Origin of the sequence: Paenarthrobacter sp. CCNWLY172 (genome assembly GCF_037402035.1) — a bacterium.
In the GTDB taxonomy this organism is placed as follows: domain Bacteria; phylum Actinomycetota; class Actinomycetes; order Actinomycetales; family Micrococcaceae; genus Arthrobacter.
Genome location: NZ_JBBEGB010000005.1, coordinates 134157 through 159958, shown reverse-complemented (window position 1 = coordinate 159958; position 25802 = coordinate 134157). Strand labels below are relative to the sequence as shown.

The window sequence follows — 25802 nt, the reverse complement described above, 5'->3', positions numbered from 1 at the left end:
GGTACGTTCAATGGCGGGCGGCGGAGAAGTCCGCATCCTGGCTGGGTGGGGGCGTCTGTTCCGGCGTCTTCGCTGCAATGGCGATCAGCGCCCGCCCGGTCAAAGGATGCTCCAGCGTCCGGGATTCAACACCGAAGCAGCGGCGGACCAGTTGGGAGTCCAGCAGCGTTGACGGCGGACCGAAAGCCTGCAGCCGCCCGGACTGCAGCACTGCCACCTGGTCACAGAATTCAGCCGCCAGGTTCATGTCATGCAGGGCGGCCAGCACGGTCCTTCCCCGCGAAGTGACCAGATGCATGAGCTCCAGTTGGAAGGCGACATCGAGGTGGTTGGTAGGTTCATCCAGGACCAGGACCGGTGCTTCCTGAACGAGTGCCCGCGCCAGCAGGACCCGCTGCTTTTCCCCGCCGGACAACCCCGCAAAGTAGCGGTCCGTCAGGGAGGAGGCTCCGACGTCGAGCATTGCTTGGTGGACGAGGTGGTGATCCCGGTCTGAATCCGCACCAAACCCGCGCTGATGCGGGGCGCGGCCCAGCATCACAACCTCGCGGGCCGTCATGGGAAAGTCCTGACTGGATTCCTGGGCCATCACGGCCACGCGGAGCGCGGCCTGCCGGGAGGTAAGGGCGCGGACATCCCGGCCGCCTATGGTGACGGTCCCCGAGGTGGGTTTGTTCACCCGGTACAGGGCACGCAAAAGAGTGGATTTGCCGCATCCGTTGGGCCCCAGAATGCCAACCACGGAGCCGCTGGGTGCAGTAAAAGTGACGTCGTGAACCACCGGAGTGCCGCCAAGGGCGATGCTGACGTTGAGGAATTCCACCTTCATCGTTTGATGCCACCCCGTACAGCGCCGTTGCCGCGCATGAGCCACAGGAAGAAGGGCGCTCCGACGGCAGCGGTGAGGATGCCCAAGGGAATCTCGGCCGGTTGCGCCACCGTGCGGGCCAGCAGGTCAGTGAGCATGAGGAAAAGGGCCCCGCCAAAGATGGTGACGGGCAGCATGCGGCGGTGATCGGAGCCCACCAGCATGCGCGCGGCGTGCGGCACCACCAAGCCAACAAATCCGATGCCGCCGCACACGGCAACCGTGGTGGCAGTCAGTAACGCCGTGGCCAGCAAGAGGGTCCGGCGCAGCGATTCCACGTTGACGCCCAGGGCCGTGGCCGTTTCGTCGCCGGCCAGGAAGGCGTTCAGCGCGCGGGATCGGAACATCGCGAAGACGCTGATGGCCACGAGTGCCACGCCCGGCAGCAGCAGTTGCGGATAGGTGGCTGCGGAAACGCTGCCCAACAGGAAAAACAGCACACTGTAGACGTTCTGGGCGTCGGTGGTGATGGTCAGGAAGTTGGTGATCGCGGAGAGGAGTGAGCCCAACGCCACGCCTGCCAGGATGAGCCGGGAGGGTGCAATCACGCCATCCTGTTTCGCGAGCAAGTACACCAGGGCCGTCGCCGCCGCAGCTCCCGCGAATGCCGACGCGTTCAAGCCCAGCCCGCCCACCGCCGTCGAGCCTGCCACGATGGCCAGAACGGCTCCCACTCCCGCCCCGGCTGAAACACCCAGAATGTAAGGCTCGGCGAGTGGGTTGCGGACGTTCGCCTGGAGCAGGGCTCCGGCCAGCGCGAGGCTGGCCCCGGCAATGCCGGCCAGGAGCGCCCGGGGGAGCCGGAAGCTCCACACGGCTTGGTCCTGGGACACGGTGAGCGAGCCGTCCGACATCCATGGCAGGCCAGGGATCAAGTGCCCGGCCATGATCCGCAGCGATTCCAAAAACGTTGTTTGCAGCGGCCCGGTGCTGCCCGAAACCACCAGAAGCACAACGATTCCGAGCACCAACATTGGTGTCAGCAACCGTTCAAGCACTGACCTGCGTGGGCGGGCGGGGCCGGCTGATGGGGCGGGGCGGTTGCCGCTGACTGGGCGTTCGAGGTCAGCGGTCATGGAGGAGTCCAATCACGCCCTGACACTATCTTAAATGAGAATGATTCGCATATATGTGGTTGCCGGGTTGGTACTCAGTGCCCGTGTTGTCGGTGGGATTGCTGTTGAGTGTTACCTCGGCGCGGGCACTCCGGCAGCGGGGACCCCTGCAGCGCGCTCAGCTTCTTCGAGCGCCTCTGCGAGGCGTTCGACGGCGGCCCGGTAGTCAGTTCCAGCCGTCACCTTGCAGTATTCGGCCTCCCGCATGGCCCGGGTGAGCGCAGCAGTCTCCGCTGACCTCACGTCCGTCATGGCGGGGAAATCGATGGTGCGTGCGGGGTCCAGTTCATACCGGCTCCACTGCTCCAGGACGTACTCGTGGCGGGCGGCGTCGTCGGCAAAACCGGCACGACGGCGGGGCTCGGCGGCGTGGATCCGTTCCACTTTGCGGATGCTGACCAAGGTTGCTGCCGCCGTGGCGAGGCCGATGGAAATCATGATGAGCCCTGCCGGCGGCCATTGCACCGCGGGGACCAAGATGGCGGGCGCCACCACGACGAGCCCGCCGAACACGTCCCAAAAAAGCCCGTCCGGCTCCGCGCCGCGGCCGTAGGTCAGTTTCCTGTGCAGGACATACGTGGTTGCTGCGGTTGCGAGAACCAGAGCAACACCCCACAGGAGCATCATGGCGGGCATCGGACCACCTCCAGGCGAATTCGCTGCTTTGCCTTCAGTATGCGGCAGTGCCCGCGTTGGCGCGAGGGGTCATGTTGCCCCGGGGCGTAGCCTAGGCACCATGAGACTGAAAATGTGCAGCATCCACGTCAAAGACCCGGCAGCAGCCCATGTTTTCTACACGGAGACGCTGGGTTTCGAGACCTTGATGGCCATGCCCGAGTACAACCTCTTCATCATCAAGGATCCCGGAGCGGACAACAGCACGTCGCCTGGCCTGCTGCTGGAACCCAGCGACAATCCCATCGCCTCGAACTACATGAACGCCCTGCACGAGTCCGGGCTGGCGGCCATTACGTTCGGGGTGCCTGATGTCCAGGCCGAGTACGAGCGCTTGCTGGCTGCCGGTGTGACCTTCCAAGGCGAGCCCACCGAGGATCCCTCAGGCGTCAGTGCGGTTTTCGACGACGGGTGCGGCAACTTCATTCAGCTTCACCAAGACTGAGCTTAAACAGTTGTGGCCGGGACCATTGGTCCCGGCCACAACTCAGACAGACTTAAGCGTGGTCGCGCTTGGAGGTCTTCGGGGCGTCGCGCTTTGCGGCGGCGTTGTCCCGGGCTTCCTTGGTGGCGGCCTTCTTGGCGGCTTCGTCCTTGACCCGCTGGGCTTCGGAGCGGACGGCAGCGTGGGTGGCGCGCTCGGTGACCAGCCACTGCGGCGGAGCCTGCAGCAGCTCGGTGATTTCCGCCGTCGTGAGCGCATCTTCAACGCCGCCGCGGGCGAGGCCGCTGATGGAGACGTTCAGCTTCTGCGCGACGACCGGGCGGGGGTGCGGGCCGTTCCGGCGAAGTTCGGCGAGCCATTCCGGGGGATTGGCCTGGAGTTCGGCGAATTCGTCACGGGTGATGGACGAATCCTGGAACTCTTGGGGTGTAGCGGGCAGGTAGATGCCGAGTTTCTTGGCAACTGTTGCCGGCTTCATGGACTGGGAGTTCGAGGACGTCATGCTTCAAGGGTATCTGGCCGGTACTGTGAGTGTGTGCCAGACGCTGAAGATTCCGCCGAAACAACCGGGCCCCTTGCCGGCCTCCGCTTCGCCTACGTTGCGGGTGTGACCCCTGGGAAATGGATCCGACGGTGGGAAGAGCGCATGCCCAACTTTCCGTTGCACTCGTTCATGTCCGACGACGACGCCCAGGTTTCGGTGTTGCATGACGGTTCCGCTGACCTGAGCTTTGTTCGGTTGCCTGTGGACCGTGAAGGCCTGAACGTCATCCCTCTTTATGAAGAGCAGCCAGTGGTGGTCGCTCCCAAGGGGCACGAGATCTCCGTGTTCGAAGAGGTGGCCCTTGAAGATCTTTCCGACGAGAACTTCCTCGACATTGAGGAAATGGGCGGGCCGGACATGGCCCTCCAGGTTGTCGCGTCCGGTGCTGGGCTGGCGATCCTGCCAATGTCAGTTGCACGGCACTTGAACGCCAAGGACACCGTCATGCGCCGCCTGACCGGCGCTCCCGGGACGCAGATCGGCCTGGCTTGGCTGGTTGGAACCGACAGTCCCGTGATCGAGGAGTTCATTGGAATTGTGCGTGGGCGGACCGCGCAGAGTTCACGCCAACCCTCGGCCCAGCAGGAGAAGCCCAAGAAGGAACCCAAGCCCGACCGCCGCGGGGGAGGCCCCAGGAAGCCTGCAGTCGCGCAGCGTTACGCCCCTAATCCTGACAAGGGCCGGGGCAAAGGTTCGCGCAAGAAGGGCAAGCGCTAGCTACGCGCCGTGAATTGCGGTCTGTTGCTGCTCTGAACGGTTGAGATAGGCCAGAAGAAGGTCGCCGGCCCGTTCCAGCTCACCAGCCTCCAGCGCTGAACAGATGCGCTCGTTTTCCGTGAGCCAGTCGCTGTAGAAGTGAGCATTCAGGGTGGCCTTGTGGAAGTAGAGGCGCATCTCGGCCAGAATCTGGGCCATGATCGTGTTCAGCCGGTTGCTCTCGGCGAGGGCAACAATCGCGCCGTGGAAATGCTGGTTGGCACTTCCCAAGCCTTCGTTGTCCCCGGCTGCCGCGGCCCGCTTACCCTCGTCGACGGCGGCCCTGACGGCGGCGATGCGTTCGGGTGAACCGCCCGCCCGGATGGAACTGACCTCAATCGCACGGCGAACCGTGTAAACGTCGTGAATGTCGCCTGCTTCAAGGGTGGCAACAAAAACGCCCTTATTGGGCTGGCGGAGGAGCAGCCGTTCACCGGCCAGCTCAGCGAATGCTTCGCGGACCGTGTTCCGGGAGACGCCCAGATCCTCGGCAATGGTGGCTTCGGTCAGCTTGGCCCCCGGGACCAGGAAACCTTCGGCCAGCTGGTAGCGCAGCTCTTCGGCGACTCTTTCGGCAACGGAAGGAACTCTCATGCGGACCCGGGCCCGCGCGCTGACAAGGCCAGCGGTTCCGTCTTTTTCCTGATCTGCACTGGCCATGACACCAAAATTACACGATTGCCCAAAACTCGGATCGCTGGATTGTTGAACAATCCAACAGATTGAGGCATTCTAGATGTAACGCACATCACGAGGCAGGGATCACATCATGGCAATCATCGACATGAACAGCGACGTCGGAGAGTCCTTCGGGCGCTGGACGCTCGGCGATGACGCAGCCATGTTCGAGTCGGTCTCCAGTGCAAACGTTGCCTGTGGATTCCACGCTGGGGACCCCAGCGTCATCCGCAGCACCTGCGAAAAGGCGGCGAAGGCCGGCGTCGTCATCGGCGCCCATGTTGGCTACCGCGACCTCGCTGGATTCGGTCGCCGCTTCATGGACATCCACCCCAGGGAACTGGCGGATGATGTGGTGTACCAGATTGGTGCCCTGCAGGCTCTGGCGGCCACCGCCGGTGCACGCGTCCAGTACGTGAAGCCCCATGGTGGCCTCTACAACGCGATCGTGAAGCACACGGCCCAGGCCCGTGCCGTCGTCGAAGCTGTGAAATCGGTGGACCCCAACCTCCCGATTCTCGGCCTCCCGGGGTCCGAAGTACTGCGTCTCGCCGAAGAAGCAGGTCTTCGAGGCGTCGCCGAGGCTTTTGCCGACCGTGCCTACAACCCGGATGGAACGCTGGTTTCCCGCTCACAGGCGGGCGCCGTTCTCCATGATCCGGCTGAAGTGGCAGAGCACGTCCTTCGCATGGCCACCGAACAATCCGTCAAGACCATTGATGGTTCCATCCTGAAAATCCGCGCAGAAAGCATTTGCGTGCATGGTGACTCGCCGGGGGCCGTTGCAATGGCCACCGCAGTGAAGTCCGCTTTGGGCGAGGCCGGCGTCACCGTCGGCTCGTTCCTCTAATCCGTTCCATTCAGGCCCAGCACTACATCCCTCACCCCCGGAGGAAACCATGACCAGCACCAACAAGGCAGCCAAGGCCGTGACAAGGAAGCCACCGGCCGGCGCCATCAAGGCGTACGTCGCCAGCCTCACCGGCACCTCGCTTGAGTACTACGACTTCGCCATCTACTCGGTGGCTTCGGCCCTCGTGTTCCCCAAGATCTTCTTCCCCGGCAATGACGAATTTGTCGCGTTGCTGCTCTCGTTCTCGGCCTTCGCAGTCGGCTACCTGGCCCGACCCATTGGCGGCGTCATCTTCGGCCGACTGGGCGACAAGATCGGCCGCAAGTACGTCCTGGTCTTCACGCTCGTCCTGATCGGTGTCGCAACTGTCCTGATCGGCGCTTTGCCCGACTACTCGGTGATTGGCGTCGCGGCTCCCACCATTCTCGTCCTGCTGCGCCTGGCGCAGGGCATTGGCGTTGGCGGCGAATGGGGCGGGGCTGTACTGCCCTCCAGCGAATTCGGCGATCCCAATAAGCGGGGTTTCTGGTCTTCCGCAGCACAGATCGGCCCGCCTGCCGGTAACCTCATGGCCAATGGTGTCCTTGCCATCCTGGCCGCCTCGCTGAGCGAAGAGGCCTTCCTCTCCTGGGGCTGGCGCGTAGCCTTCCTTGCCTCCGCGTTGCTGGTGGTGTTCGGCCTGGTCATCCGGCTCAAGCTCGAAGAAACTCCGGTGTTCAAGGCCATCCAGGCCCACGGTGATCGTCCCAAGGCTCCTATCAAGGAAGTCTTCACCACGCAGCCCAAGGCACTGGTCGCCGCAGCCCTGTCCCGAGTTTGCCCTGACATCCTTTACGCGCTGTTCACGGTGTTCGTCGCCGTTTACGCTACCAAGGAACTGGGCATGACAACGGGCAACGTCCTGTCCGCCATCCTGATCGGCTCCGCCTTCCAGCTCTTCCTGATCCCGTTGGCCGGCGCGTTGACGGACCGCTTCAACCGACGCTGGGTCTACGGCATCGCTGCAGCTGCGACCGCCGCCTATATCCCGCTGTTCTTCCTGATGATCCAAGGCAAGTCCGTAGCCATGCTGACCGTCGGTACGGTCATCGGCCTGGCCCTGCACGCCTTCATGTACGGACCTCAGGCGGCCTTCATCACCGAACAGTTCCCGGCCCGCCTCCGTTACGCCGGCAGCTCGCTGGCGTACACCTTGGCCGGTGTGATCGGCGGGGCCGTTGCACCCATCATCTTCACCGCTCTCTACGGCGCAGCAGGTGGCGGCTGGTATTTGATCGCTGTTTACATCCTCGTCGCTTCTGTTGTGACGATCGTTGGCATGCTCCTCGGTCGCGACCCCAAACCGGAAGAAGACGTCCGTTTGATGCAGGGGACGCACGCTCAGCCGGCGTCGTAGCGAAAAATGGAAACCGTGATGCACACAGCCACCGCAAAAAGGGTTCGTTCTGTCAGGCCTGTCGGTACCCGTGCCGTGCTCGCTGAACTGGATGGGCTGCAGGACGTATTGGCCCTGCAGGACATGCTCAACAAGTCCCCGCTGCAGGGACAAGTGGACGTTCTTGCCGCCGCCGAAACTGTCATGGTAGTGGGCGAGTCCGCAGCGGCCACCCGCGCCATCGGCACCCGGTTGCTCGAGCTGGAAATCACGGCTCCGGAAGTCACCGACTCCGGGCTGGTGGTCATCGAGACCGTATACGACGGCGACGACCTCGCCGACGTCGCGGAGCTCACCGGCCTGAGCGTGGACGGCGTCATAGCCGCCCATACCGGCCAGATCTGGACCGTTGCCTTCGCAGGCTTCGCACCAGGTTTCGGCTACATGGTGGGCGAGAATGAAGCACTCACGGTTCCCCGCCGCTCTTCCCCGAGGACAGCTGTCCCCGCTGGATCTGTAGCCCTTGGTGGCCAATACTCGGCCGTTTATCCCCGCAGTTCACCAGGCGGTTGGCAGTTGATAGGCCGGACCGGGGCGCGGATGTGGGACCTTGACCGTGCACAGCCTGCCTTGGTCCGCCCCGGTGACCGTGTGCATTACAAGGCCGTCCGCGAGGTTGTGACAGCCGGCGCACACCCGGCAGGGGATACCTCAGCCGGAGACTCCCAGGCCGGCGGCTCCGACAAGGAGCGCCACACTGAGTCCGGTCTTCGGATACTGAATCCAGGGGCGCTGAGCCTTGTCCAGGACCTCGGCCGCCGGGGCTTCGGTCCGCTGGGAGTGTCTGCTGCCGGGGCTTTGGACCGGGCATCGCTGCGCCGCGCCAACAGACTGGTGGGGAACGCTTCGTCGGCTGCGGCCATTGAGAGCGTCAACGGCGGCCTCACGGTCGAAGCAATCGGCGACCAAGTGATTGCCGTGGCGGGTGCGCCGACGACGCTGACCATCGAGTCGCCGTCGTGGGTTGATTCTGAAGGATCCGACGACGACGGCTACGTCCAGCCCGGCGCTCAGCGGACCGTCCCCATGGGCGCGCCCTTCGCACTGCTCGACGGCGAAGTGCTCACGGTGGGGGCTCCCAAGTCGGGATTCCGAAACTATGTGGCGATCCGTGGCGGCGTTGATGTCCCTGAGGTTCTGGGCAGCCGGTCCGCTGACACGATGTCCGGGATTGGTCCTGCTCCTTTGGCAGTCGGCCAGGAACTTCCGGCTGGTGAAGACACCGCATCCACAGCCGTGGGAAGCCCAGAGCTCCAACCGGATTTCCCCGGGCTCGCCGGCCATGGCGTCACGGTACTTGACGTCGTTCCCGGACCACGTGCCGACTGGTTCGACCAGGAAGCGCTTGATTCCCTCTGCGGCCAGGACTGGCTGGTCACGCCGCAGTCCAACCGCGTGGGCATGCGCCTGGACGGGACCCCGTTGCGGCGCACCCGTGAGGGCGAGCTCCCCAGCGAGGGCACCATGGCCGGCGCCCTTCAGATTCCACCCGCGGGGCTGCCCGTCCTCTTCCTGGCGGACCACCCCATCACAGGCGGCTATCCGGTGATTGGCGTGGTGCGTGACGAACACCTCGACCTCGCTGCCCAGGTTCCCATCGGCGGACGGATCCGTTTCCGCCTCGTTCCGGATGCGCCGGACTTCACCACGACGTTTACCAAGACCCCAGAGAATTGAGTATGTGATGCGCAAGGTCCTGATCGCGAACCGCGGCGAAATCGCAGTCCGCGTCGCCCGAGCCTGCGACGACGCCGGCATCCAGTCAGTCGCCGTCTATGCAGACATCGACGCAGATGCCATGCACGTTGGTGCTGCCGACGAAGCCTACAGCCTGCGCGGCAACTCGCCGGCTGATACCTACCTGAACATTGGGAAGCTACTGCATGTTGCCGAGGAATCCGGCGCTGACGCCGTCCATCCCGGTTACGGTTTCCTGTCCGAGAACGCTGACTTTGCACAAGCAGTGCTCGACGCCGGACTCAAGTGGATCGGCCCGTCGCCGGAGTCGATTCGCCAGTTGGGCAACAAGATCACGGCGCGCGATATCGCCGTCCGCGCCGGTGCACCTTTGGTGGCCGGCAGCGACGGCCCGGTGTCGTCTGCGGCAGAGGCCCGCGCTTTCGCCGAGGAACACGGACTCCCCCTTGCGATCAAGGCGGCCTTCGGCGGCGGTGGCCGCGGCCTGAAAGTGGTTCGTGAGCTCGCCGAAGTAGAGGAAGCCTTCGACTCCGCAGTGCGTGAAGCAGTGGCTGCATTCGGTCGCGGCGAGTGCTTCGTGGAGCAGTACCTCGACCGGCCCCGGCACGTGGAGGCGCAGGTCATCGCAGACATCCACGGCAACGTGGTGGTGGTGGGAACCCGCGACTGCTCCCTGCAGCGACGCCACCAGAAGCTCGTGGAAGAAGCTCCGGCGCCTTTCCTGAGCGACGAACAGCGAAAGCAAATCTACGAGGGCTCCAAGGCCATTGTCCGCGAAGCAGGCTACTACGGTGCCGGGACAGTGGAATTCCTGGTCTCAGCTGACGGGGCCGTGGCTTTCCTGGAGGTCAACACCCGCCTTCAGGTCGAACACCCCATTACGGAAGAGACTGCGGGGATTGACCTTGTCCAGGAGCAATTCCGCATTGCTGCCGGTCTGCCGCTGAGCATCACGGAGGACCCCGTTGCCCGTGGACACTCCTTCGAGTTCCGCATCAACGCAGAGGATGTCGGGCGCGGGTTCCTTCCCTCGCCGGGCACCGTTGCGTTGTTCGAAGCCCCGACGGGACCCGGCATCCGAATGGATACCGGTGTCCGGTCCGGTTCCTTGGTGGCGCCGCAGTTCGACTCCCTGCTGGCCAAGTTGATCGTGAGCGGAGCTGATCGCCAGCAGGCACTCCGCCGCGCACGCCGGGCCCTTGCCGAAATCAACATCACCGGCCTCCCCACCGTTCTGCCGTTCCACCGCGCGGTTCTGGAATCCGAAGACTTCACGTCCATTGCCGGAATGCGGGTCCACACCCGATGGATCGAAACCGACTTCGCGGACCAGATCCCGGTGGATCCCGAGTACAACGTGGTGGCCCCGGAAGGTGCGCGCAGAACCATCACCATCGATGTGGACGGAAGACGCCTCGCCGTGGGATTACCGGCTGACCTGCTGGACGGCTGGGCCCGATCAGGGCAAGGCCTTCCTGCCGCGCCAGACGTGACGGGTTGGCCGGGTTCTGCCGCCGGTGCCGTGGACTCTCAAGCCGAATCCGCGCTCGTCTCCAGCATGGCCGGCACAGTAGTGAAGTGGCTGGTGGAACCCGGTGAAGAAGTCGCCGCGGGTGACCCCTTGGTGGTCCTTGAAGCCATGAAGATGGAAACCCAAGTTCCCGCCCACCGGACTGGTACGCTCTCCGAGGTCCTGTCCGCACCGGGCGGAGTTGTCACCGCTGGCGCCGTGCTGGCCCACATCCAGTAGCTCCGCTAGGCGTGTGCCGCCGCTGATATGCCCAGCACGCTGTCCAGCAAGCTGTTGCGGAACTTACCTGTGGGGTCGTTCGCCTGAACCAAGGCGCGGAAGTCTTTGAACCGCGGGTAGAGCGCGGCAAAGTCGTACTGCCCGGGTGTGAAGAGTTTGCCCCAGTGCGGGCGTGCGCCGAACGGACGCAGAGCTTCCTCAAGCTCCGGGAGCACTGCTTCCACGTCAGACTGGAGGGGCTTCCACGTGAAGTGCAGCGCCACACTTTGCTGCTGATAGAACGGGCTGAGCCAGAACTCGTCAGCGGCAATGGTGCGGATTTCCGAGATGAACAGGAGCGGCGCCAGCTTGCCTGCAAGCGCGCGGACTGCCTGCAAGGCAGCAGGCGCCTGGTCCAGCGGCAGAAGGAACTCGCTCTGCAGCTCCTCACCGTTGCTCGGTGTGAATTCGTGGCGGAAATGCGGCAAGCGGTCCAGCCATTTTCCAGCGACATCCAGCTGCTCGGTGCAGTTTTCGGCCGACATGTCCGGCAGGGGGTGCATGGCCGCGGTCGCCGCTGTTGCTCCAAAGAGGTCCGGCAGGGGAGCCTCGGAGTCGAGTGCTTTGAGCCAGACCTGCGGGATGGTGTCTCCGGTGTAATCCGTGAAGAAGCTGACGCTGTAGGCGCTGGATGCGATGGCCTGGAAGTTCGCCAAGGCACCTTCCCACGACAACCCGGTGAGCACACGCTGCCGGACCTCGTAGCTCGGGCGGACTGCCAGCTCAAGTCCCGTGACGATGCCAAGGGCTCCCACGCCCACCACACTGGCGGGGAATTCGTCGTCGTCCGCTGTCAGTCTCACCAGCTCGCCGGAGGCGCGCACCAGGTCAACACCCACGACGGCGGCAGCCAGCGAGGGGTTGTTGACCCCACTACCGTGCGTGCCGGTTTGGATGGCGCCGGCGACGGAGATGTGGGGGAGCGAAGCAAGATTGTGGATGGCGTAGCCCTGCTCCTCGAGCGCGCGACCCAGGGCGCCGTAGCTGATGCCGCCGCTGACCTTGACCGTGCCCTTCGCGACGTCCAGCAAAACTTCCTGGGGGAGGGCGTCGAGGAGGATGTGGGTGCCGTCCGTGTCTGCCACTGTGTTGAAGGAGTGCCTGGAGCCGAGGGCCTTGATCTTGGTTGCGTTCGCCACGAGCTCCTGCAGTTCAGCCACCGAGGTGGGGCGGTGGACTTCCGCGGAGGAGTATTCGAGGTTTCCTGCCCAGTTCTTCATTGAAGGATCTTCCCATCTGGCGTTATACGGACGTCCATAAATTGTTAACGTTCACAACTAATTGAGTCAAGGGGTGTCCAGCCCTTGCCGATAGAGTTCAAGAAACCCGCTGTCTACCAGGAGCTGCACGTGAGCCAGGGATCCAAGCCCACCATCCGGGACGTTGCGAAGGCGGCTGACGTATCGCTGACCACTGTGTCCTACGTGCTTTCCGGCCGTCACGGCGGGACAACGCGGATCAGCCAACCCACACAGGACCGGGTGTTGGCGGCCGTGAAGGAGCTCGGTTACGTGCCCAATCAGGCCGCGCGAGGCATGCGTCGGGGGAAGACGGACGTGGTGGCGGTGGCTATCGGGAACCTCGATTGGCCATGGGACCGCGCCCTCGCCACGGCGGCGGCCCGGATCCTCCCGGAGCGTGGGTACCAACCGGTGATCCTGCTGGGCGACGATTGGCGGAAGTTCATGATGTCCGGGGGCGCCGATGGTGTCATCATCGGCTACTTCCCCGAGGCCAAGGCAGCCGACGAAACCGTCACCGAACTGGCTCGCCGCGGCGTCGCCCAAGTAGTGATCTCCGGAACCATGAAGCCCGCCGGGTTTGATGTCCTGGCCCCCGAATCCGATGAAGGGCTCGCGGAGTGCATGGAATTCCTCACCAGATCCCACCGCAGAATCGCGTGCATCCGCAGGGCAGACCCAGCTGGACGGCCCAAGAGCCGCTTTGCCGCCTATGCTGCCGGGTTGGAGAAGGCTCGCATACCCCTGGATGAGTCCTTGGTCAGGACGTCGCAGCACCACCCTGCCACCGCGTATCGGTCAGCGGTGGAACTACTCCAACTGCCGGACAGGCCCACGGCCATCTTCTGCACGGACGACATGGAAGCGCTTCAAGCCATCCGTGCCGCGTACCGCCTGGGCCTGCGGGTCCCTGAGGATATCCAGATTGTTGGCGTAGGAAACTCGACTGAGGGCCAGGAGTACGACCCGGCCCTGACCACTGTTGGTCCGGACCCCATTTTTGAGCAGGTGGTCAGGATGCTGCTTGATCGCTTGGCGGGTGTGACGCCAGCGGAGGGAATCCGGATTGCTTCGCCATGGAAGTTGCACCATCGAGGCACCACGCAGCCCTAGGAGCTAGTCCTTCAGTGGGCGGCGCGCCAGCCAGGCGGCCACAATTGCCCCCGAGATGTTGTGCCACACCGAGAACACGGCCGACGGCAGTGCGGCCAAGGGGCTGAAATGCGCTGTGGCCAGCGTGGCGGCCAGGCCGGAGTTCTGCATGCCAACCTCAAACGCGAGGGCGCGGCGTGCCTTGTCGTCCAGCCGGCCGACCTTGCCCGCGAGGTAACCCAAGCCCAGACCGAAACCGTTGTGGAGAACGACGGCCAGGAAAACGATCGAGCCTGCAGCCACGATCTTGCTGGCACTTCCCGCAACGACAATGGCTACGATCAGCGAAATCACGACGGCGGACGCCCACGGCAGTGCGGGAAGAACCTTTGCGACGAGCTTCGAGAGGAAGAGGCGGGCCAACAGGCCTGCGATGACCGGCAGCAGCACCGTCTTCACGATGTCCATCACCATGGCGCCCGCTTCGATGTGCAGGAAAGATCCGGCCAGGAAAAGTGTCAGGGCAGGGGTCACGATGGGCGCGATCAGCGTGGAAACCGAGGCGACGGCTACGGAAAGGGCCACATCGCCCTTGGCCAGGAACGCCATGACGTTCGAAGCGGTACCCGAAGGTGCGCAACCCACCAGGATCAGCCCGACGGCCAGTTCCGGCGGCAACTGCAGAAGGACGGCGATGAGCCATCCGGCGCCGGGCATGATCACGTAGTGCGCCACGATGCCAAGGGCAACGGCCCATGGACGCCGGGCCACCGAGGCAAAGTCCGGCGGGGTGAGCGTGAGCCCCATGCAGAACATGATGACGCCCAGCAGGTAGGGAACCGCGACGCCCATTGGTTTGAACAGATCCGGAACCAGGAAGCCGAGGACTCCTGCTGCAACCACCAGGAGTGGGAACACAGTGACAGCGATGCGCGCAATCTTGGCTTCAGCCGCAAGGGCGGCGTTGACGGGCGCAACGGCTTGTTCGGTTGTCGACGGGGTATTGGTTGCCTCAAGCATTCATCCATGCTCACACTCGGCGCCCAACCCGAACGACTTCGTTACATCCACGCAGGGGTATATGTCAGACAACCGCTGTTTCGCACCCAACTAAGTGACAGTAAACGCACCACTGAGCCCTCATTAGGACGTGTGCTGTTACCTAGTTGGGAGGGGCGGATCAGGAGTTGAGCTTCCCGGCCAATCTCTCGCGCATGCGGATGCTGGCCTCGTTGAGTCCGATAAACTCCACCTCGCGCCCGTGATTCCGGTACTTTTCGGTCACAGAATCCAGCACGGCGACAGTCGATGCGTCCCAGATATGTGATCCGTGGAGATCGATGATCACACGATCTATGCCTTCTGAGGAATCTTTTGCATAGTCGAACTGCGTGTACAGATCATTGGACGACGCAAAGAACAGCTCGCCGTCCACGGTGTACGTGGCAACAACTTCGCCGTTGAGCTCGAGTTCCGTCCGCTCCACCGTTGCGAAATGAGCCACCCGCCGCGCGAACAGCACCATGGCAGTCAAAACGCCGACGCCGACACCCACCGCGAGGTTGTGGGTCGCCACGACAGCGGCAACAGTTATCAGCATGACGGCGGTCTCCGACTTGGGCAGCCGCTTCAGGGTTGAGGGCTGGATGGAGTGCCAGTCGAAGGTGATCAGCGAAACGAAGATCATTACGGCAACCAGCGCGGCCATGGGGATCATGCCCACGACGTCGCCGAGGACCACTACGAGCACCAACAGGAAGACACCGGCCAGGAACGTCGAGAGCCGGCTCCGGGCGCCGGAGCCCTTGACGTTGATCATGGTCTGCCCGATCACCGCACAGCCACCCAGGCCCCCAAGGAACCCGGTGACGATGTTCGCCGCACCTTGTCCCCAGGAGACGCGGGTCTTGTTGGACCGGGTGTCCGTGATGTCGTCAACCAGCTTGGCGGTCATCAGCGATTCGAGCAGGCCCACCAATGCCATGGACAGCGCGAAGGGTGCAATGATCTGGAACGTCTCCAGGTTCAGGGGAACGTTGGGGAGGAAGAAGCCGGGCAGGCTGTCCGGGAGTTCACCCTTATCGCTGACAGTCGGAACATCGATGCCACCCAGTACGGTGACCAAGGTGATGGCAACAATAGCCACCAAGGGAGCCGGAATGGCAGTTGTCAGGCGGGGCAGTCCGAACACAATGACCAGGCCAACGACGACAATCGGGTAGACCATCCACGGCACGTTGAAGAGCTCTGGCATCTGGGACATAAACACCAAGATGGCCAGCGCGTTCACGAAGCCGATCATCACGGACCGAGGGATGAACCGCATCAACTTGGTCACGCCGAGCACCGCCAGGATGATCTGGAAGACGCCGGCCAGGATGATGGTGGCAATCAGGTAGTCGAGCCCGTGTTCCTTCATGACGGGAGCGATCACCAATGCCACCGCGCCAGTGGCAGCGGAAATCATGGCAGGACGGCCGCCCACCAGCGCGGTGACCACGCCCATGGTGAACGATGCGAACAAGCCAATACGAGGATCCACACCGGCGATCACCGAGAACGCGATGGCTTCCGGGATTAAGGCCAGAGCCACCACAAGTCCCGCGAGGGACTCCGTCAGCAGCCGGCGGGGCGAGCGAAAAGTCGCCCGCAATGACATGAGTTGCTCCGGAGTCATGGGTCCTTACAGGGCAGGTTTCTTACAGTGCAGTCTGGCGGTAGCGCTCAATCTGCTTAAGACGCCGCTGGAGGCTGTCGCGCCGCGGGTGCGGAACGGCGTCGGGCGCCTCAGCAGTGAGATCAATGTGTTCGGTTCCGTACTGCCACAACAAGAGGTCATCCAGGAGGCGGTCGGGGCCGGGTGAATAGCGATGGTCCAGGGCCTTGCGGACCTCGGTGATCCGGTTGGCACTGAGAAGCCCGGCCAGCTCCACGGTCTTGGTGAGCCCGTGGGCGGCGAGCAGTTCGGCAGCCCATCCCCAGTCGTCATCAACTTTACGGTCAACGTGCGGCAGGAGCGTACGCCAGACGTCCCGGACCCGGTTGGGGGTCAGCGGCGAGCCGCCCTCACCCTCCAGGTCCCAGTAGCCGCGGACTTCCTCGTACCGCTCGTGAAGATCGGCGAAGGCGCTCTCCACTGTTTCCAACATGGCAGCTGTGGCAGTGAACTGGCGGTCAAAGTGGGGCGTCCACGCACGCGGGTCTTCGGCCTTGAACCGGATGTCGTGCTCGATCTCACTCCAGGCGTGGGCAAAAACGGTGCGGATCTGGCATTCGAAGAAGTAGCTGCCGTTGGCAGGCATGTCCGGATTGAAGACGTGCTGGTATTCCTTCACGGCCTCGTTCTGGATGGTCCGCAGAATGAGGTGGCGGCTGGAGTATCCGTAGGTTCCCGACTCGATGGAGCCGATGTCCTTTTCACGGTCTCCGCGGCAATCGAAGAGCTGCCGCTGCCGCTTGATGATGTTGGCCACGGCGGCGTTCTCGGCCGGTAGCTTGGTGATGACACGGATGCCCACCATGTCATTCAACGTGCGGAAGGGATCCGGAAACTTCAACAACCGGGGGCCACCCGGCTCCAAGGGATCATCGGTGCGGGAGATCTTTTCCCGAAAGGACTCCACTGTCTTGGTCCGTCCTGTGACAAACAACGGAGTGACCTCGGCGTCATTCAGCATGTCCCTCAAGGTGAGCAGGACATCACGCGTGACCCGCTTCAGGGCAGGGCGGACACGCTCATAGAGCGCCACGTTTGCTTCCACTGCGTCGCGCTGATCCTGGTCCAGGCTGTCCCAATTGCTTGCCATGCCCCCAGCTTACGGGGCGGGTCCGACACTGAACCGAGCCACTCGCCGTCGGGGTGCCTCTAGCCAAACTAGTGAATCGTCACGATAGGCTCAGTACAAAGGAGGGCGCAATGTTGCGGCACAAGTACAGCTACGGCGAACACCCCAGCCAATGGGGCGAACTCTTCATACCTGAACCGTCCAACGGAAACCATCGCGGCGCGCCTGCGCTGGCCGGTGGGATCGCCGTTGTGATCCACGGCGGTTACTGGCGGTCCCAGTACGGCGCGGAGCTTGGCGAGCCCCTTGCACGGGACCTCGCAGCGCACGGCATCACCGCCTGGAACCTCGAGTATCGGCGGGCCGGCAACGGCGGTGGTTGGCCCCACACTTTCGAGGACATCCTGGCCGGCATCGACCACTTGGCCACCATCGCCGGTGATCACAATCTCCAGCTCGGCAAAGTGGTCGCGTTGGGTCACTCGGCCGGCGGCCATTTGGCGGTCTGGGCTGCTGGACGGCAGCGGCTCTCGGACATCGGAACGCCTGACGCCGACCGCCAACTCCAGCGCAGCCCGGAGGACAATGCCGTGCACCTGACTGGCGTCGTCAGCCAGTCCGGCCTCCTGAACCTCGCGGCCGCGGAGAAGCTGAACCTCAGCAACGGAGCCGTCTGCAACCTCATGGGCGGGGATTCCCATAGATTCCCCAAACGGCATAAGTACGCGGACCCCATGAGTTCGCTGCCGCTGGACGTTCCGGTATATGCCGTCCATGCCACGGACGATGAGGACGTTCCCGCCAGCCAGTCCGAGGCATACGTTGCTGCAGCCACGGCGGCAGGAAGCGCCGCCCAGTTGCTCCGGGTTCCCGGTGACCACTTCGACCTGATCGACCCCAAAGCCGTCGCCTACAAGAAGTGCCGCGAACTGGTCCAACGACTACTCTCGTAAACTGTACGTCGCAGGGGCTTGCCTCTGGCAGAGTTGTCCCATGCTGACAGTCATTGGTGAAGCTCTTGTTGATGTGGTCCAACGCTCGTCCGGAATCGAGGCGCACGTTGGCGGCAGTCCGCTCAACGTAGCCGTCGGTCTGGCGCGCCTTGACCACCCGGTGCAGTTCATCGGGCGCTATGGCAGGGACGCCTACGGTGACTCCGTGGCGGCCCACCTCCGCTCAAGCTCCGTAATGGTGCCGCTTCCGCCGGACGAGAAGCCCACCAGCGTGGCCACTGCCACAATCGACGACGACGGCGCCGCCACCTACGTCTTTGACCTCGCCTGGGAATTGCCCGGACTCGCCGCAAGGTTGCCGCTGATGCTGCAGGGCGCCACCTTGCTGCACACAGGTTCCATAGCCACCGCACTGGAGCCCGGCGCCGCAGAGGTGCTTGCCGCCGTCGAACATGCCCACCCGGGCAGCACCATCAGCTTCGATCCCAACTGCCGTCCGAGCATCATTACGGACGTTGATTACGCGCGGACGCAAGCCGAACGCTTCGTGGCGCTGTCCGACGTCGTCAAGGCCTCCGACGAGGACCTTGAGTGGCTGTACCCCGGCATCGATCCAACGGAATCCGCGCGCCGCTGGCTGACGTTGGGAGGCGCAGGAGGTCCGGCCCTGGTTGTGGTGACACGTGGCTCTCGAGGTCCGTGGGGCATCACCAGGGCAGGCGAGACCCAGATTCCCGCACCAGCTGTGAACGTGGTGGACACTGTGGGCGCGGGGGATTCGTTCATGGCGGGGTTGTTGTCCGCCATTGTTGACCATGGGCTGGATGGCGCCCAGAATCGTGACGCCTTAAGGGCCATGCCGGCTGAGACCTTGGCAGCCATCATGGATCACGCAACACGTGCGGCCGCCGTGACGGTGTCGCGGGCAGGCGCGAATCCGCCCACGCGGGCTGAGCTCAACCACGGAGTGGCGTAACCACGGGCCGGAAGCGTAGGGGGCTAGCTGGCCCCGTGACCGGGGGCCACTTCCTCGCCGGCCTTCACTGGTCCCGGCGGGGTGCCTTCCCCGAACGGACTTCCTCCCAGGGATTCCCGTCCGTGCGGACTCAGCCAACCGGATAGATCCGGTCCAGCAGGAACGATCTGCGTGGGATTAATGTCCTCGTGGACGATGTAGTAGTGCTGTTTGATCTGCACAAAGTCGATGGTGTCCCCAAACCCAGGCGTCTGGAACAGGTCCCGGGCGTAGCCCCACAATGCCGGCATTTCGCTGAGTTTGTTGCGGTTGCACTTGAAATGACCGTGATAGACGGCATCGAAACGCGCCAAGGTGGTGAACAGCCGGACGTCGGCCTCGGTGATGGTGTCACCCACGAGGTATCGCTGGCCGGTCAGCCGTTCCTCAAGCCAGTCCAAAGCGTTCCAGAGACGGGTGTACGCCGCATCGTAGGCTTCCTGTGATCCGGCGAAGCCGCACCTGTAGACCCCGTTGTTGACCTCGGTGAAAACTCTCTTGTTGACGGCGTCGATTTCCTCGCGCAGGTGCTTCGGATACAGCTGCGGCGCGCCCGGACGGTGGAACTCCGTCCACTCCGTGGAGAAGTCCAGCGTGATCTGGGGGAAGTTGTTGGTGACCACTTGGCCGCTGGGGACGTCCACCAAAGCTGGAACTGTGATGCCTCGGGGGTAGTCCGGAAAGCGCTGGAAGAATGCCTCCTGCAAACGTTCGATGCCGAGTACCGGGTCCTTGCCGTCCGGATCCAGATCGAAGGTCCAGGATCGGGCGTCGTGCGTGGGACCGGGTTGGCCAAGGCTGATGACGTCCTCAAGTCCCAAGAGCCTGCGGACGATCACGGTGCGGTTGGCCCACGGACAGGCCCGGGCGGCGATCAACCGGTAGCGTCCCGGCTCCACGGGCCAGCCGGGCTCGCCGTTGGGTCCGGTGGCGCCGTCACGGGTGATCCGGTCCTCGATGTAGTTGGTATCGCGGTTGAACTCACTGCCAGTGACGTACGCGCCGCGGGTGCTGTGTTCGTCGACTTCGCTGGTCTTCTCACTCATGGCTTCAGCCTAAGCCGGGCTCACCGAACCGCGCGACCTTGTGGGCCGTTGTGCCCACGTAGACTGGCATGATGCGGCTCGTAGCAAGCGATATTGACGGCACCATCCTCGGTCACGACGGCAAAATCAGTGACCGGACCATCAAGGCATTCCAGGCGTGCCGCGACGCAGGGGTGGAACTCGTCTTCGTCACGGGTCGTCCGCCACGCTGGCTGTACCCGCTCCAGGAGCAGCTTGGCCATAGCGGAATCGTGATCTGTTCCAATGGGGCGGTGGTGTGGGACCTGGAAACCGAGAAAGCACTCTCTTCGTGTGCCCTGGACGCCGACTCCGTTTTTGAGGCCCGTCGGATCATCAAGTCGCTCAGGCCTGACGCGCTCTTCGCCGTTGAGACCCTCACGGGTTTCCAACTGGAGCCGGGCTTTATCGAGAACGAAACCAGCGAGCTTCTCGCCGAACTCACCCCGAAACCGCTGGCTGAGACGCTCACGGCGGATGACGCCGTCGTGAAGTTCCTGGCTATTACCCGGAAAGGCACGCCGGACGAATTCCTCGCCGAAGTTCAGCCTGCCGTCGCCCACCTGGTGAGCACCACCCACTCGGCACCTCGAACCGCGATGCTGGAGATGTCAGTGCCCGGCATCAACAAGGCCGTCACGCTCGCCAAGTACGCCGAGTCCCTGGGGATCGAAGCTGCTGATGTAGTGGCGTTCGGAGACATGCCCAATGACATCGAGATGCTCCGCTGGGCCGGTCACGGTTACGCCATGGCCAGCGGACACCCGGAGGCCATCCTCGCCGCCGGACAGCAGGCACCGCACTTCGACGACGACGGCGTGGCCCAGATTCTCGAGGCAAAGCTGACGGAGCAGCGGGTCTAGTTTGGTCCTGCGCTGGTGATGTCCGATTCCTGCCAGCCAGAGTTCGCGCCGGCTGGTGGAATGTAGTCATGAACCTCGAACACCACCAGACTGCTGCTCATTTCAAATCTCTCCACACCAACACGAAACCACTTGCGCTCAGCAACGCCTGGGACGTCGCCAGCGCCGTCATCACGGAGGCAGCGGGAGCGCCAGCTATAGCGACCACCAGCGCCGGAGTTGCCTGGTCCTTGGGTATGCCCGACGGCGACCGGCTGGACAGGGAGCGTGCTTTGGCAGTTATCGCCAGCATCGTGGACGCCGTCAACGTGCCCGTCACGGCGGACATCGAGGGTGGTTATTCGGAAACGCTGGAAGGAATCGCGAGGACGGTCGCCGATATTCTTGAGGCCGGTGCCGTGGGGATCAACATGGAAGATGGTTCCCGGGACCCGGAAGAATTCTGCGCGAGGATCTCAGCCGCACGGGATGCCGCACGTCAGGCGGGCAAGGACTTGTTCATCAATGCGCGCACCGATGTGTTCCTTGCCGGCGCCGGCACCGTCCAGCAGCAAATTGCCGAGGTCCTGGCCAGAGCCGAAAAGTATGTTGAAGCAGGCGCCGACGGCATCTTCGTTCCCGGAGCATCAGATACAGACACCGTTGCCGCGTTGACCGCTGGGATTTCCATCCCCGTCAACGTGATGGTGGGGGCAGGATCGCTGAGCGTCAGCGAACTCGGAAGGCTTGGCGTCTCCCGAGTCAGCCTCGGCTCGAGCGTAGCCCAAGCCGCCTATGCCGTAGCCCAGCGTGCCGCGGAAGAGCTGAACACCGAGGGCACTTACAACGCAGTGGGCGAAGCCATCGACTACGGTTCCCTCAACGGGCTGTTCGCCAGCTCGAAGTAGTCCCCAGGCCAGCAAGAAGCCCTGCGCTTCACGGGTGTCGCACGCCCTTGCCGGCCAGCAGCGCGCGATAGCCCTCTTCGAACGTGGGGAAGGTGAATTCGAAGCCTGTCGCCCGAAGCCGTGCGTTGCTGCAGCGCTTGTCACCGGGGCCGGCGTCGGAGGCGTCGCCGGGTGCCGCCGTCGGGGGTTCCGGGCATCCCATCTCCGAGGCGAGGAACCGCATGACGTCGCCCATTTCCGCCGCGAGATCATCGACGCCGACGTAGACGGAATCCGGGGCGGCTTCCATGGTGGTGAGGTGGACGATCATCGCGGCGGCGTCGTCCCTGTGGACGCGGTTCGTGTGCCGTGGTTGGGCAGGGATGACGGCCTTGCCACTGCGGACCTGGTCGATCAGCCGGGTGCGACCCGGTCCGTAAATACCGCCGAGCCGCAGCGAAATGGGCTGGATGCTGGTTCCACGCGTCCGGGCGAACAGGAGCTTCTCTGCCTCCACCAGGACTTTGCCGCTGAATCGCGTGGGCTCGGTGGGGGTGGACTCGTCCACCACCGCCCCGCCGGAGTCTTTGTACACAGCCGTGGAGGAGACGAACAGGATGCGCCGCGGTTGAATGGACTGCCGTTCCAGGGCGTCCAGGACGTTCTTCACTCCGCTCACGTAGGCAGCTCGGTAGGCCTCTTCGGTAGAGGAATCGGCCGCAATTGCCACCACCACAATGTCCACGTCTGACGGTAGTTCCGGCAGCTCGGTGGAGAGGTCCGCGTACACGCCGCGGATTTCGGCAGGCAACTTCCCGGGGGATCGGCGCAATCCCACCACCTCATGGCCCGCAGCGGCGAAGCGGAGTCCGGCTTCGGTTCCAAGGTCGCCGCATCCGGCTATCAACACAGTCATGCCCTTTAGTTTGCCAGTCCCGCGGTGTCACCCAGTTCCCAGCTTCCATACAACCGGCGTTCAACTTGGCTCCGTAGGCTTCCAGCCAAGGACCCGTTCGCACGGTGAAATCGTCTCGTTGAATGTGTAGGGGGAATCATGGCCAAGCGTCGGATCAACAACGTCAATACTGCGCCTTTGCGGCGGATCGAACCGGACCATCACTGGCGCTCGCTGCGCCAGGGCGATCGGGTCAGCGTCACTCTGACGCCGGGTTACGAATCGTCCGGGGTGGTGGACGCCGTCACCGGCGATGCCACCGCGGTGTGGGTGGAGCTCGACGGCGGTCGCGGCCGCACGCTGGTGCACGTCAGCGACGGCGTGGCGATCGTTCCGCAAAGGACGACGGCGGCACTCCCGCAGGAGTCCTAGCCGCACCTTGGCGATGGGCTACGCTACGGGTGTGACGCTGCCCTATTTCCTCCGCAAGGATGGTTCAGTGGGCCCTCTGGCCTTCGCCCACCGGGGATTCTCCTTGGACGGTCTGGAGAATTCCCTGGCAGCATTCAGGGCTGCGGTGGATCTGGGTACGATGCACCTCGAGACAGACGTCCACACCACGTCCGACGGCGTGCTGCTGGTTTTCCATGACTCGTCCTTGGACAGGGTGACTGATTCCGCAGGGAAAGTGTCCGAGCTGACGGCGGCCGAAGTAGCTCTGGCGAGGATCGGCGGGCTGGAGCCGGTGCCAACCTTTGAGGAGCTGGTCACGGCGTTGCCCGGTGCCCGGCTGAACCTGGACGTCAAGGACTGGAATTCTGTGGACACAATGGCTGCCGCCATTGAGAAGCACCGCATCCATGACAGGGTTCTGGTCACCAGCTTCTCGGATAGGCGACGCCGCGCAGTCCTTTCCAAGCTTTCCCGCCGAGTGGCGTCCTCGGCAGGCAGCTCCCTGACAGCGCTTTTCGTCCTTCTTGGGCCCATACTTCCGACGCCTCTGGCACGCAAGCTGCTCTCCGACGTCGACGTCTTCCAGGTTCCTGTCCGCTATGGGTGGTTGCCGGTGGTGACGCCCGGATTTGTACGCCGCGCCCATCGACTTGGCAGGCAGGTGCATGTGTGGACCGTCAACGATCCCGTAGAGATGGAGCGTCTGCTGGACCTGGGCGTGGACGGCATCGTGTCCGACCGGCTCGACCTCCTCAAGAAAGTTCTGGTACGCAGGGGCGAATGGGTCTGATAGAGCGTCCCAGGTGGGGACGCTCTATCACTTCCCTCGGGTTTGGTGGGGACGCTCTATCACTTCCCTCGGGTTTCGATCGCTGCAGGCCGGATTTGGCTCGCACGGATCCTGGCGAGGTCGAACTTGTTGCTGCGGTCGAAGTTGAAGATGCCGTTTTTCTCCTGGAAGACGTCCGTCAGTTGGGTGTAGCAGTACCCGAACATGTCCGGGTTCTCCAGCAGGACTGAGCACAGACCGTCGAACCGGGCGTAGAACTCCTCCTCTGAGCCGACCCGCTGGCCGTAGCCCCACGAGGAGGCGACGTCGCTTCCGTCCACAGCCTGGCGGGCCTCAACTTCGTTCCACCAGATCCCTCCGAATTCCGAGACGAAGTAGGGCTGCCCGGCATACGGCACTGAGTAGTCCTGGCCGTCCGCTGTGCGGTTGATGAACGGTTTGCCGTCCGCAAGGCCTTGTTGTTCCAGGCGGAAGCGGTCCGGATCCTGCTCATAGGAGTGGGAATCGTAGATGTCCGTTTCCCGGATGCGGTGGGAGTAGCCGGAGGCGTCGATGACCGGGCGTGTGGGATCAGCAAGCTTGGTAGCCAGGAACATGGCTTCGGTGACGTCATCCAGCACAGTCGGGCGGTCATGCATCACTTGGTGTGTCTCGTTCAGCGGGCACCAACCAATGATGGAAGGGTGATTGAAGTCGCGCTTAAGCACTTCCAGCCATTGCGCCACGAAGCTCGCTGTGGGCTTTTGGTTGTGCCCCACAGTTCCTCCGCCGGAGACACCCCAGTCGCCGAACTCGCCCCACACCAGATAGCCGAGCCGGTCAGCGTGGTAGAGGAAGCGTTCCTCGAAGACTTTCTCGTGGAGCCGGGCGCCGTTGAAACCAGCTGCCATGGACAGTTCGATGTCCTTGATCAAGGCTGCGTCATCCGGAGAGGTCATCAGCGATTCGGGCCAGTAGCCCTGATCCAGAATGAGGCGTTGGAAGACTGCTTTGCCGTTGATGCGAACAACCTTTCCGTCCAAGGCAACGGACCGCACTGCTGCGTAGCTGCTGACGTGGTCAACAGTATTGCCGGCGGAGTCCATCACGCTGACCTCAAGGTCATACAGGAAGGGATCTTCAATGGACCAAGGGCGCAGGGAATCGCTGGGGATTTCCAGCCGAAGGGAGGGCGTAAGGTCCAGATCGGCTTTGACCGTAGCTTCAACCCGCATGTCACCCTTGTCGCTGAGTACCGCGGTGATGGTGTGCCCGTTCCGGTTCTGGCTGACAGGCACCTCAAGTGTGATGCTGGAGTCCGCCAGGTTGGGGGTCATTTGGAGGCGCTTGATATGGACCTCAGGGACTGCTTCCATCCACACGGTCTGCCAGATTCCGGTCGTCCTGGTGTACTGGCAGTGGGTGTTGTTGTACCACGTGGCTTGCTTGCCGCGGGCCTGCATTTCGTGCCGGGAATCCCTGGCCCGCACCACAATTACTGCGTCCGTACCAGGCTCGGCCACTCCTCCAAGGTCTGCAGTGAAGGGAGTGAAGCCGCCCCGATGGCGGGCCACTTCGACGCCGTTCACCCACACCGTGGCGTCGTGATCCACAGCGCCGAAGTGAAGCAGGACGTTTTGACCTACCCATTCCTGCGGGATGGTCACCGTGCGCCGGTACCAGACTGCTTCCATGAAATCGACGTGCTCAATCCCCGACAGCTTGGATTCCGGCGCGAACGGCACCAGGATTTCGCTGTTGAGTACGCGCGTGGTGAGACCGCGTTCCAAACCGGAGTCACCGGCGTCGATCTCAAATGCCCAGGTTCCATTGAGGTTCAGCCACTGCTCGCGGACCAGCTGCGGGCGGGGGTGTTCGGGCTTCGGGAGGGAGGGGATCACATCAGAGTACGTCAAGGCCAGTCCTTCGAGAGCGGGATGGGGGAGTCAT

Annotated in this window: 25 protein-coding genes; 13 read left to right on the top strand and 12 right to left on the bottom strand. The window is 63.5% G+C overall.

The window, feature by feature from the left end; genetic code table 11:
* Positions 1–7: 7 nt before the first annotated feature.
* From WBN73_RS09395 to WBN73_RS09385, 3 genes are all read right to left on the bottom strand, one after another.
* Complete coding sequence (locus tag WBN73_RS09395) at positions 8–829, bottom strand: ABC transporter ATP-binding protein (RefSeq protein ID WP_337340142.1); 822 nt, start codon at positions 827–829, stop codon at positions 8–10.
* Positions 826–1944 (bottom strand): FecCD family ABC transporter permease, encoded by a 1119-nt coding sequence (locus tag WBN73_RS09390; protein WP_207595622.1) that lies wholly within the window; start codon positions 1942–1944, stop codon positions 826–828. The genes WBN73_RS09395 and WBN73_RS09390 overlap by 4 nt, the downstream gene beginning before the upstream one ends.
* A 111-nt stretch (positions 1945–2055) precedes the next feature.
* Complete coding sequence (locus WBN73_RS09385; RefSeq protein WP_280625343.1) at positions 2056–2619, bottom strand: hypothetical protein; 564 nt, start codon at positions 2617–2619, stop codon at positions 2056–2058.
* 100 nt (positions 2620–2719) lie between these two features.
* Between WBN73_RS09385 and WBN73_RS09380 the strand changes: the two genes are divergently transcribed.
* Positions 2720–3103 carry a VOC family protein gene (locus WBN73_RS09380; protein WP_207595624.1) on the top strand — a complete coding sequence of 128 codons (384 nt, stop codon included), beginning with the start codon at positions 2720–2722 and terminating at the stop codon, positions 3101–3103.
* A gap of 52 nt (positions 3104–3155) precedes the next feature.
* Here the strand turns inward: WBN73_RS09380 and WBN73_RS09375 are convergent, their stop codons facing one another.
* Complete coding sequence (locus WBN73_RS09375) at positions 3156–3605, bottom strand: DUF5997 family protein (RefSeq protein WP_280625351.1); 450 nt, start codon at positions 3603–3605, stop codon at positions 3156–3158.
* A gap of 33 nt (positions 3606–3638) precedes the next feature.
* Here WBN73_RS09375 and WBN73_RS09370 point away from each other — a divergent pair, with 33 nt between their 5' ends.
* Positions 3639–4364 (top strand): LysR family transcriptional regulator substrate-binding protein, encoded by a 726-nt coding sequence (locus tag WBN73_RS09370; RefSeq protein ID WP_207595626.1) that lies wholly within the window; start codon positions 3639–3641, stop codon positions 4362–4364.
* Here the strand turns inward: WBN73_RS09370 and WBN73_RS09365 are convergent, their stop codons facing one another.
* Positions 4365–5063 (bottom strand): GntR family transcriptional regulator, encoded by a 699-nt coding sequence (locus tag WBN73_RS09365; RefSeq protein ID WP_207595627.1) that lies wholly within the window; start codon positions 5061–5063, stop codon positions 4365–4367.
* A gap of 109 nt (positions 5064–5172) precedes the next feature.
* Between WBN73_RS09365 and WBN73_RS09360 the strand changes: the two genes are divergently transcribed.
* From WBN73_RS09360 to WBN73_RS09345, 4 genes are read left to right on the top strand one after another with little or no spacing between them, the layout of a single operon-like run.
* Positions 5173–5931 carry a LamB/YcsF family protein gene (locus tag WBN73_RS09360; protein ID WP_280625357.1) on the top strand — a complete coding sequence of 253 codons (759 nt, stop codon included), beginning with the start codon at positions 5173–5175 and terminating at the stop codon, positions 5929–5931.
* Positions 5932–5980: 49 nt separating this feature from the next.
* A complete protein-coding gene (locus WBN73_RS09355) occupies positions 5981–7330 on the top strand; it encodes an MFS transporter (protein ID WP_337340143.1) in 1350 nt (449 codons plus the stop codon).
* Between the two features lie 6 nt (positions 7331–7336).
* Positions 7337–9046, top strand: coding sequence for a 5-oxoprolinase/urea amidolyase family protein (locus WBN73_RS09350; RefSeq protein ID WP_337340144.1), 1710 nt, complete (start codon positions 7337–7339; stop codon positions 9044–9046).
* Positions 9047–9053: 7 nt separating this feature from the next.
* Positions 9054–10817, top strand: coding sequence for an acetyl/propionyl/methylcrotonyl-CoA carboxylase subunit alpha (locus WBN73_RS09345; RefSeq protein WP_337340229.1), 1764 nt, complete (start codon positions 9054–9056; stop codon positions 10815–10817).
* Positions 10818–10822: 5 nt separating this feature from the next.
* Here WBN73_RS09345 and WBN73_RS09340 read toward each other — a convergent pair whose 3' ends face one another.
* A complete protein-coding gene (locus WBN73_RS09340) occupies positions 10823–12076 on the bottom strand; it encodes a D-arabinono-1,4-lactone oxidase (protein WP_337340145.1) in 1254 nt (417 codons plus the stop codon).
* Between the two features lie 129 nt (positions 12077–12205).
* Between WBN73_RS09340 and WBN73_RS09335 the strand changes: the two genes are divergently transcribed.
* Positions 12206–13210 (top strand): LacI family DNA-binding transcriptional regulator, encoded by a 1005-nt coding sequence (locus WBN73_RS09335; protein WP_337340146.1) that lies wholly within the window; start codon positions 12206–12208, stop codon positions 13208–13210.
* A 3-nt stretch (positions 13211–13213) separates the two neighbouring features.
* On the opposite strand, the gene WBN73_RS09330 is transcribed toward WBN73_RS09335, so the two are convergent.
* The 3 genes from WBN73_RS09330 to WBN73_RS09320 form a co-directional block, all read right to left on the bottom strand.
* Positions 13214–14209 carry a bile acid:sodium symporter family protein gene (locus tag WBN73_RS09330; protein ID WP_337340147.1) on the bottom strand — a complete coding sequence of 332 codons (996 nt, stop codon included), beginning with the start codon at positions 14207–14209 and terminating at the stop codon, positions 13214–13216.
* Between the two features lie 160 nt (positions 14210–14369).
* Entirely contained in the window at positions 14370–15866 is a 1497-nt protein-coding gene (locus tag WBN73_RS09325; RefSeq protein WP_207595634.1) for a SulP family inorganic anion transporter, read from the bottom strand.
* Positions 15867–15888: 22 nt separating this feature from the next.
* On the bottom strand, positions 15889–16995 hold the full coding sequence (locus WBN73_RS09320; RefSeq protein WP_207595635.1) for a GTP pyrophosphokinase: 1107 nt from the start codon (positions 16993–16995) through the stop codon (positions 15889–15891).
* Positions 16996–17105: 110 nt separating this feature from the next.
* Here WBN73_RS09320 and WBN73_RS09315 point away from each other — a divergent pair, with 110 nt between their 5' ends.
* Both WBN73_RS09315 and WBN73_RS09310 read left to right on the top strand, forming a co-directional pair.
* The gene (locus tag WBN73_RS09315; RefSeq protein WP_207595636.1) at positions 17106–17927 is read left to right on the top strand and encodes an alpha/beta hydrolase; all 822 of its coding nucleotides are present in this window, start codon (positions 17106–17108) and stop codon (positions 17925–17927) included.
* A gap of 40 nt (positions 17928–17967) precedes the next feature.
* Positions 17968–18903, top strand: coding sequence for a carbohydrate kinase family protein (locus tag WBN73_RS09310; RefSeq protein ID WP_089593110.1), 936 nt, complete (start codon positions 17968–17970; stop codon positions 18901–18903).
* A 23-nt stretch (positions 18904–18926) separates the two neighbouring features.
* Here WBN73_RS09310 and WBN73_RS09305 read toward each other — a convergent pair whose 3' ends face one another.
* Complete coding sequence (locus WBN73_RS09305) at positions 18927–19988, bottom strand: glutathione S-transferase family protein (RefSeq protein WP_337340148.1); 1062 nt, start codon at positions 19986–19988, stop codon at positions 18927–18929.
* A 71-nt stretch (positions 19989–20059) separates the two neighbouring features.
* Between WBN73_RS09305 and WBN73_RS09300 the strand changes: the two genes are divergently transcribed.
* Together WBN73_RS09300 and WBN73_RS09295 are read left to right on the top strand one after the other, a co-directional pair.
* A complete protein-coding gene (locus WBN73_RS09300; RefSeq protein ID WP_337340230.1) occupies positions 20060–20869 on the top strand; it encodes an HAD family hydrolase in 810 nt (269 codons plus the stop codon).
* 68 nt (positions 20870–20937) lie between these two features.
* Positions 20938–21756, top strand: a complete 819-nt coding sequence (locus WBN73_RS09295; RefSeq protein WP_337340149.1) for an isocitrate lyase/PEP mutase family protein — start codon at positions 20938–20940, stop codon at positions 21754–21756.
* A gap of 28 nt (positions 21757–21784) precedes the next feature.
* Here WBN73_RS09295 and WBN73_RS09290 read toward each other — a convergent pair whose 3' ends face one another.
* Positions 21785–22651, bottom strand: a complete 867-nt coding sequence (locus tag WBN73_RS09290; protein WP_337340150.1) for an SDR family oxidoreductase — start codon at positions 22649–22651, stop codon at positions 21785–21787.
* 138 nt (positions 22652–22789) lie between these two features.
* On the opposite strand from WBN73_RS09290, the gene WBN73_RS09285 reads away from it, so the two are divergent.
* Together WBN73_RS09285 and WBN73_RS09280 are read left to right on the top strand one after the other, a co-directional pair.
* Complete coding sequence (locus tag WBN73_RS09285; protein WP_207595640.1) at positions 22790–23062, top strand: hypothetical protein; 273 nt, start codon at positions 22790–22792, stop codon at positions 23060–23062.
* A 13-nt stretch (positions 23063–23075) separates the two neighbouring features.
* On the top strand, positions 23076–23873 hold the full coding sequence (locus WBN73_RS09280) for a glycerophosphodiester phosphodiesterase (RefSeq protein ID WP_207595641.1): 798 nt from the start codon (positions 23076–23078) through the stop codon (positions 23871–23873).
* 59 nt (positions 23874–23932) lie between these two features.
* Here WBN73_RS09280 and WBN73_RS09275 read toward each other — a convergent pair whose 3' ends face one another.
* Positions 23933–25774, bottom strand: a complete 1842-nt coding sequence (locus WBN73_RS09275; RefSeq protein WP_443193255.1) for a glycoside hydrolase family 2 protein — start codon at positions 25772–25774, stop codon at positions 23933–23935.
* Positions 25775–25802: the final 28 nt, after the last annotated feature.

Bases quoted from the DNA above. Each gene is read 5' to 3' on its own strand.
- WBN73_RS09305 (WP_337340148.1), bottom strand. From the start codon at position 19,988: ATGAGTGAGAAGACCAGCGAAGTCGACGAACACAGCACCCGCGGCGCG.
- WBN73_RS09280 (WP_207595641.1), top strand. From the start codon at position 23,076: ATGGGCTACGCTACGGGTGTGACGCTGCCCTATTTCCTCCGCAAGGAT.
- WBN73_RS09375 (WP_280625351.1), bottom strand. From the start codon at position 3,605: ATGACGTCCTCGAACTCCCAGTCCATGAAGCCGGCAACAGTTGCCAAG.
- WBN73_RS09350 (WP_337340144.1), top strand. From the start codon at position 7,337: ATGGAAACCGTGATGCACACAGCCACCGCAAAAAGGGTTCGTTCTGTC.
- WBN73_RS09290 (WP_337340150.1), bottom strand. From the start codon at position 22,651: ATGACTGTGTTGATAGCCGGATGCGGCGACCTTGGAACCGAAGCCGGA.
- WBN73_RS09295 (WP_337340149.1), top strand. From the start codon at position 20,938: ATGAACCTCGAACACCACCAGACTGCTGCTCATTTCAAATCTCTCCAC.
- WBN73_RS09285 (WP_207595640.1), top strand. From the start codon at position 22,790: ATGGCCAAGCGTCGGATCAACAACGTCAATACTGCGCCTTTGCGGCGG.
- WBN73_RS09315 (WP_207595636.1), top strand. From the start codon at position 17,106: ATGTTGCGGCACAAGTACAGCTACGGCGAACACCCCAGCCAATGGGGC.
- WBN73_RS09325 (WP_207595634.1), bottom strand. From the start codon at position 15,866: ATGACTCCGGAGCAACTCATGTCATTGCGGGCGACTTTTCGCTCGCCC.
- WBN73_RS09395 (WP_337340142.1), bottom strand. From the start codon at position 829: ATGAAGGTGGAATTCCTCAACGTCAGCATCGCCCTTGGCGGCACTCCG.
- WBN73_RS09380 (WP_207595624.1), top strand. From the start codon at position 2,720: ATGAGACTGAAAATGTGCAGCATCCACGTCAAAGACCCGGCAGCAGCC.
- WBN73_RS09345 (WP_337340229.1), top strand. From the start codon at position 9,054: ATGCGCAAGGTCCTGATCGCGAACCGCGGCGAAATCGCAGTCCGCGTC.
- WBN73_RS09300 (WP_337340230.1), top strand. From the start codon at position 20,060: ATGCGGCTCGTAGCAAGCGATATTGACGGCACCATCCTCGGTCACGAC.
- WBN73_RS09320 (WP_207595635.1), bottom strand. From the start codon at position 16,995: ATGGCAAGCAATTGGGACAGCCTGGACCAGGATCAGCGCGACGCAGTG.
- WBN73_RS09365 (WP_207595627.1), bottom strand. From the start codon at position 5,063: ATGGCCAGTGCAGATCAGGAAAAAGACGGAACCGCTGGCCTTGTCAGC.
- WBN73_RS09340 (WP_337340145.1), bottom strand. From the start codon at position 12,076: ATGAAGAACTGGGCAGGAAACCTCGAATACTCCTCCGCGGAAGTCCAC.
- WBN73_RS09310 (WP_089593110.1), top strand. From the start codon at position 17,968: ATGCTGACAGTCATTGGTGAAGCTCTTGTTGATGTGGTCCAACGCTCG.
- WBN73_RS09385 (WP_280625343.1), bottom strand. From the start codon at position 2,619: ATGCCCGCCATGATGCTCCTGTGGGGTGTTGCTCTGGTTCTCGCAACC.
- WBN73_RS09355 (WP_337340143.1), top strand. From the start codon at position 5,981: ATGACCAGCACCAACAAGGCAGCCAAGGCCGTGACAAGGAAGCCACCG.
- WBN73_RS09390 (WP_207595622.1), bottom strand. From the start codon at position 1,944: ATGACCGCTGACCTCGAACGCCCAGTCAGCGGCAACCGCCCCGCCCCA.
- WBN73_RS09330 (WP_337340147.1), bottom strand. From the start codon at position 14,209: ATGCTTGAGGCAACCAATACCCCGTCGACAACCGAACAAGCCGTTGCG.
- WBN73_RS09360 (WP_280625357.1), top strand. From the start codon at position 5,173: ATGGCAATCATCGACATGAACAGCGACGTCGGAGAGTCCTTCGGGCGC.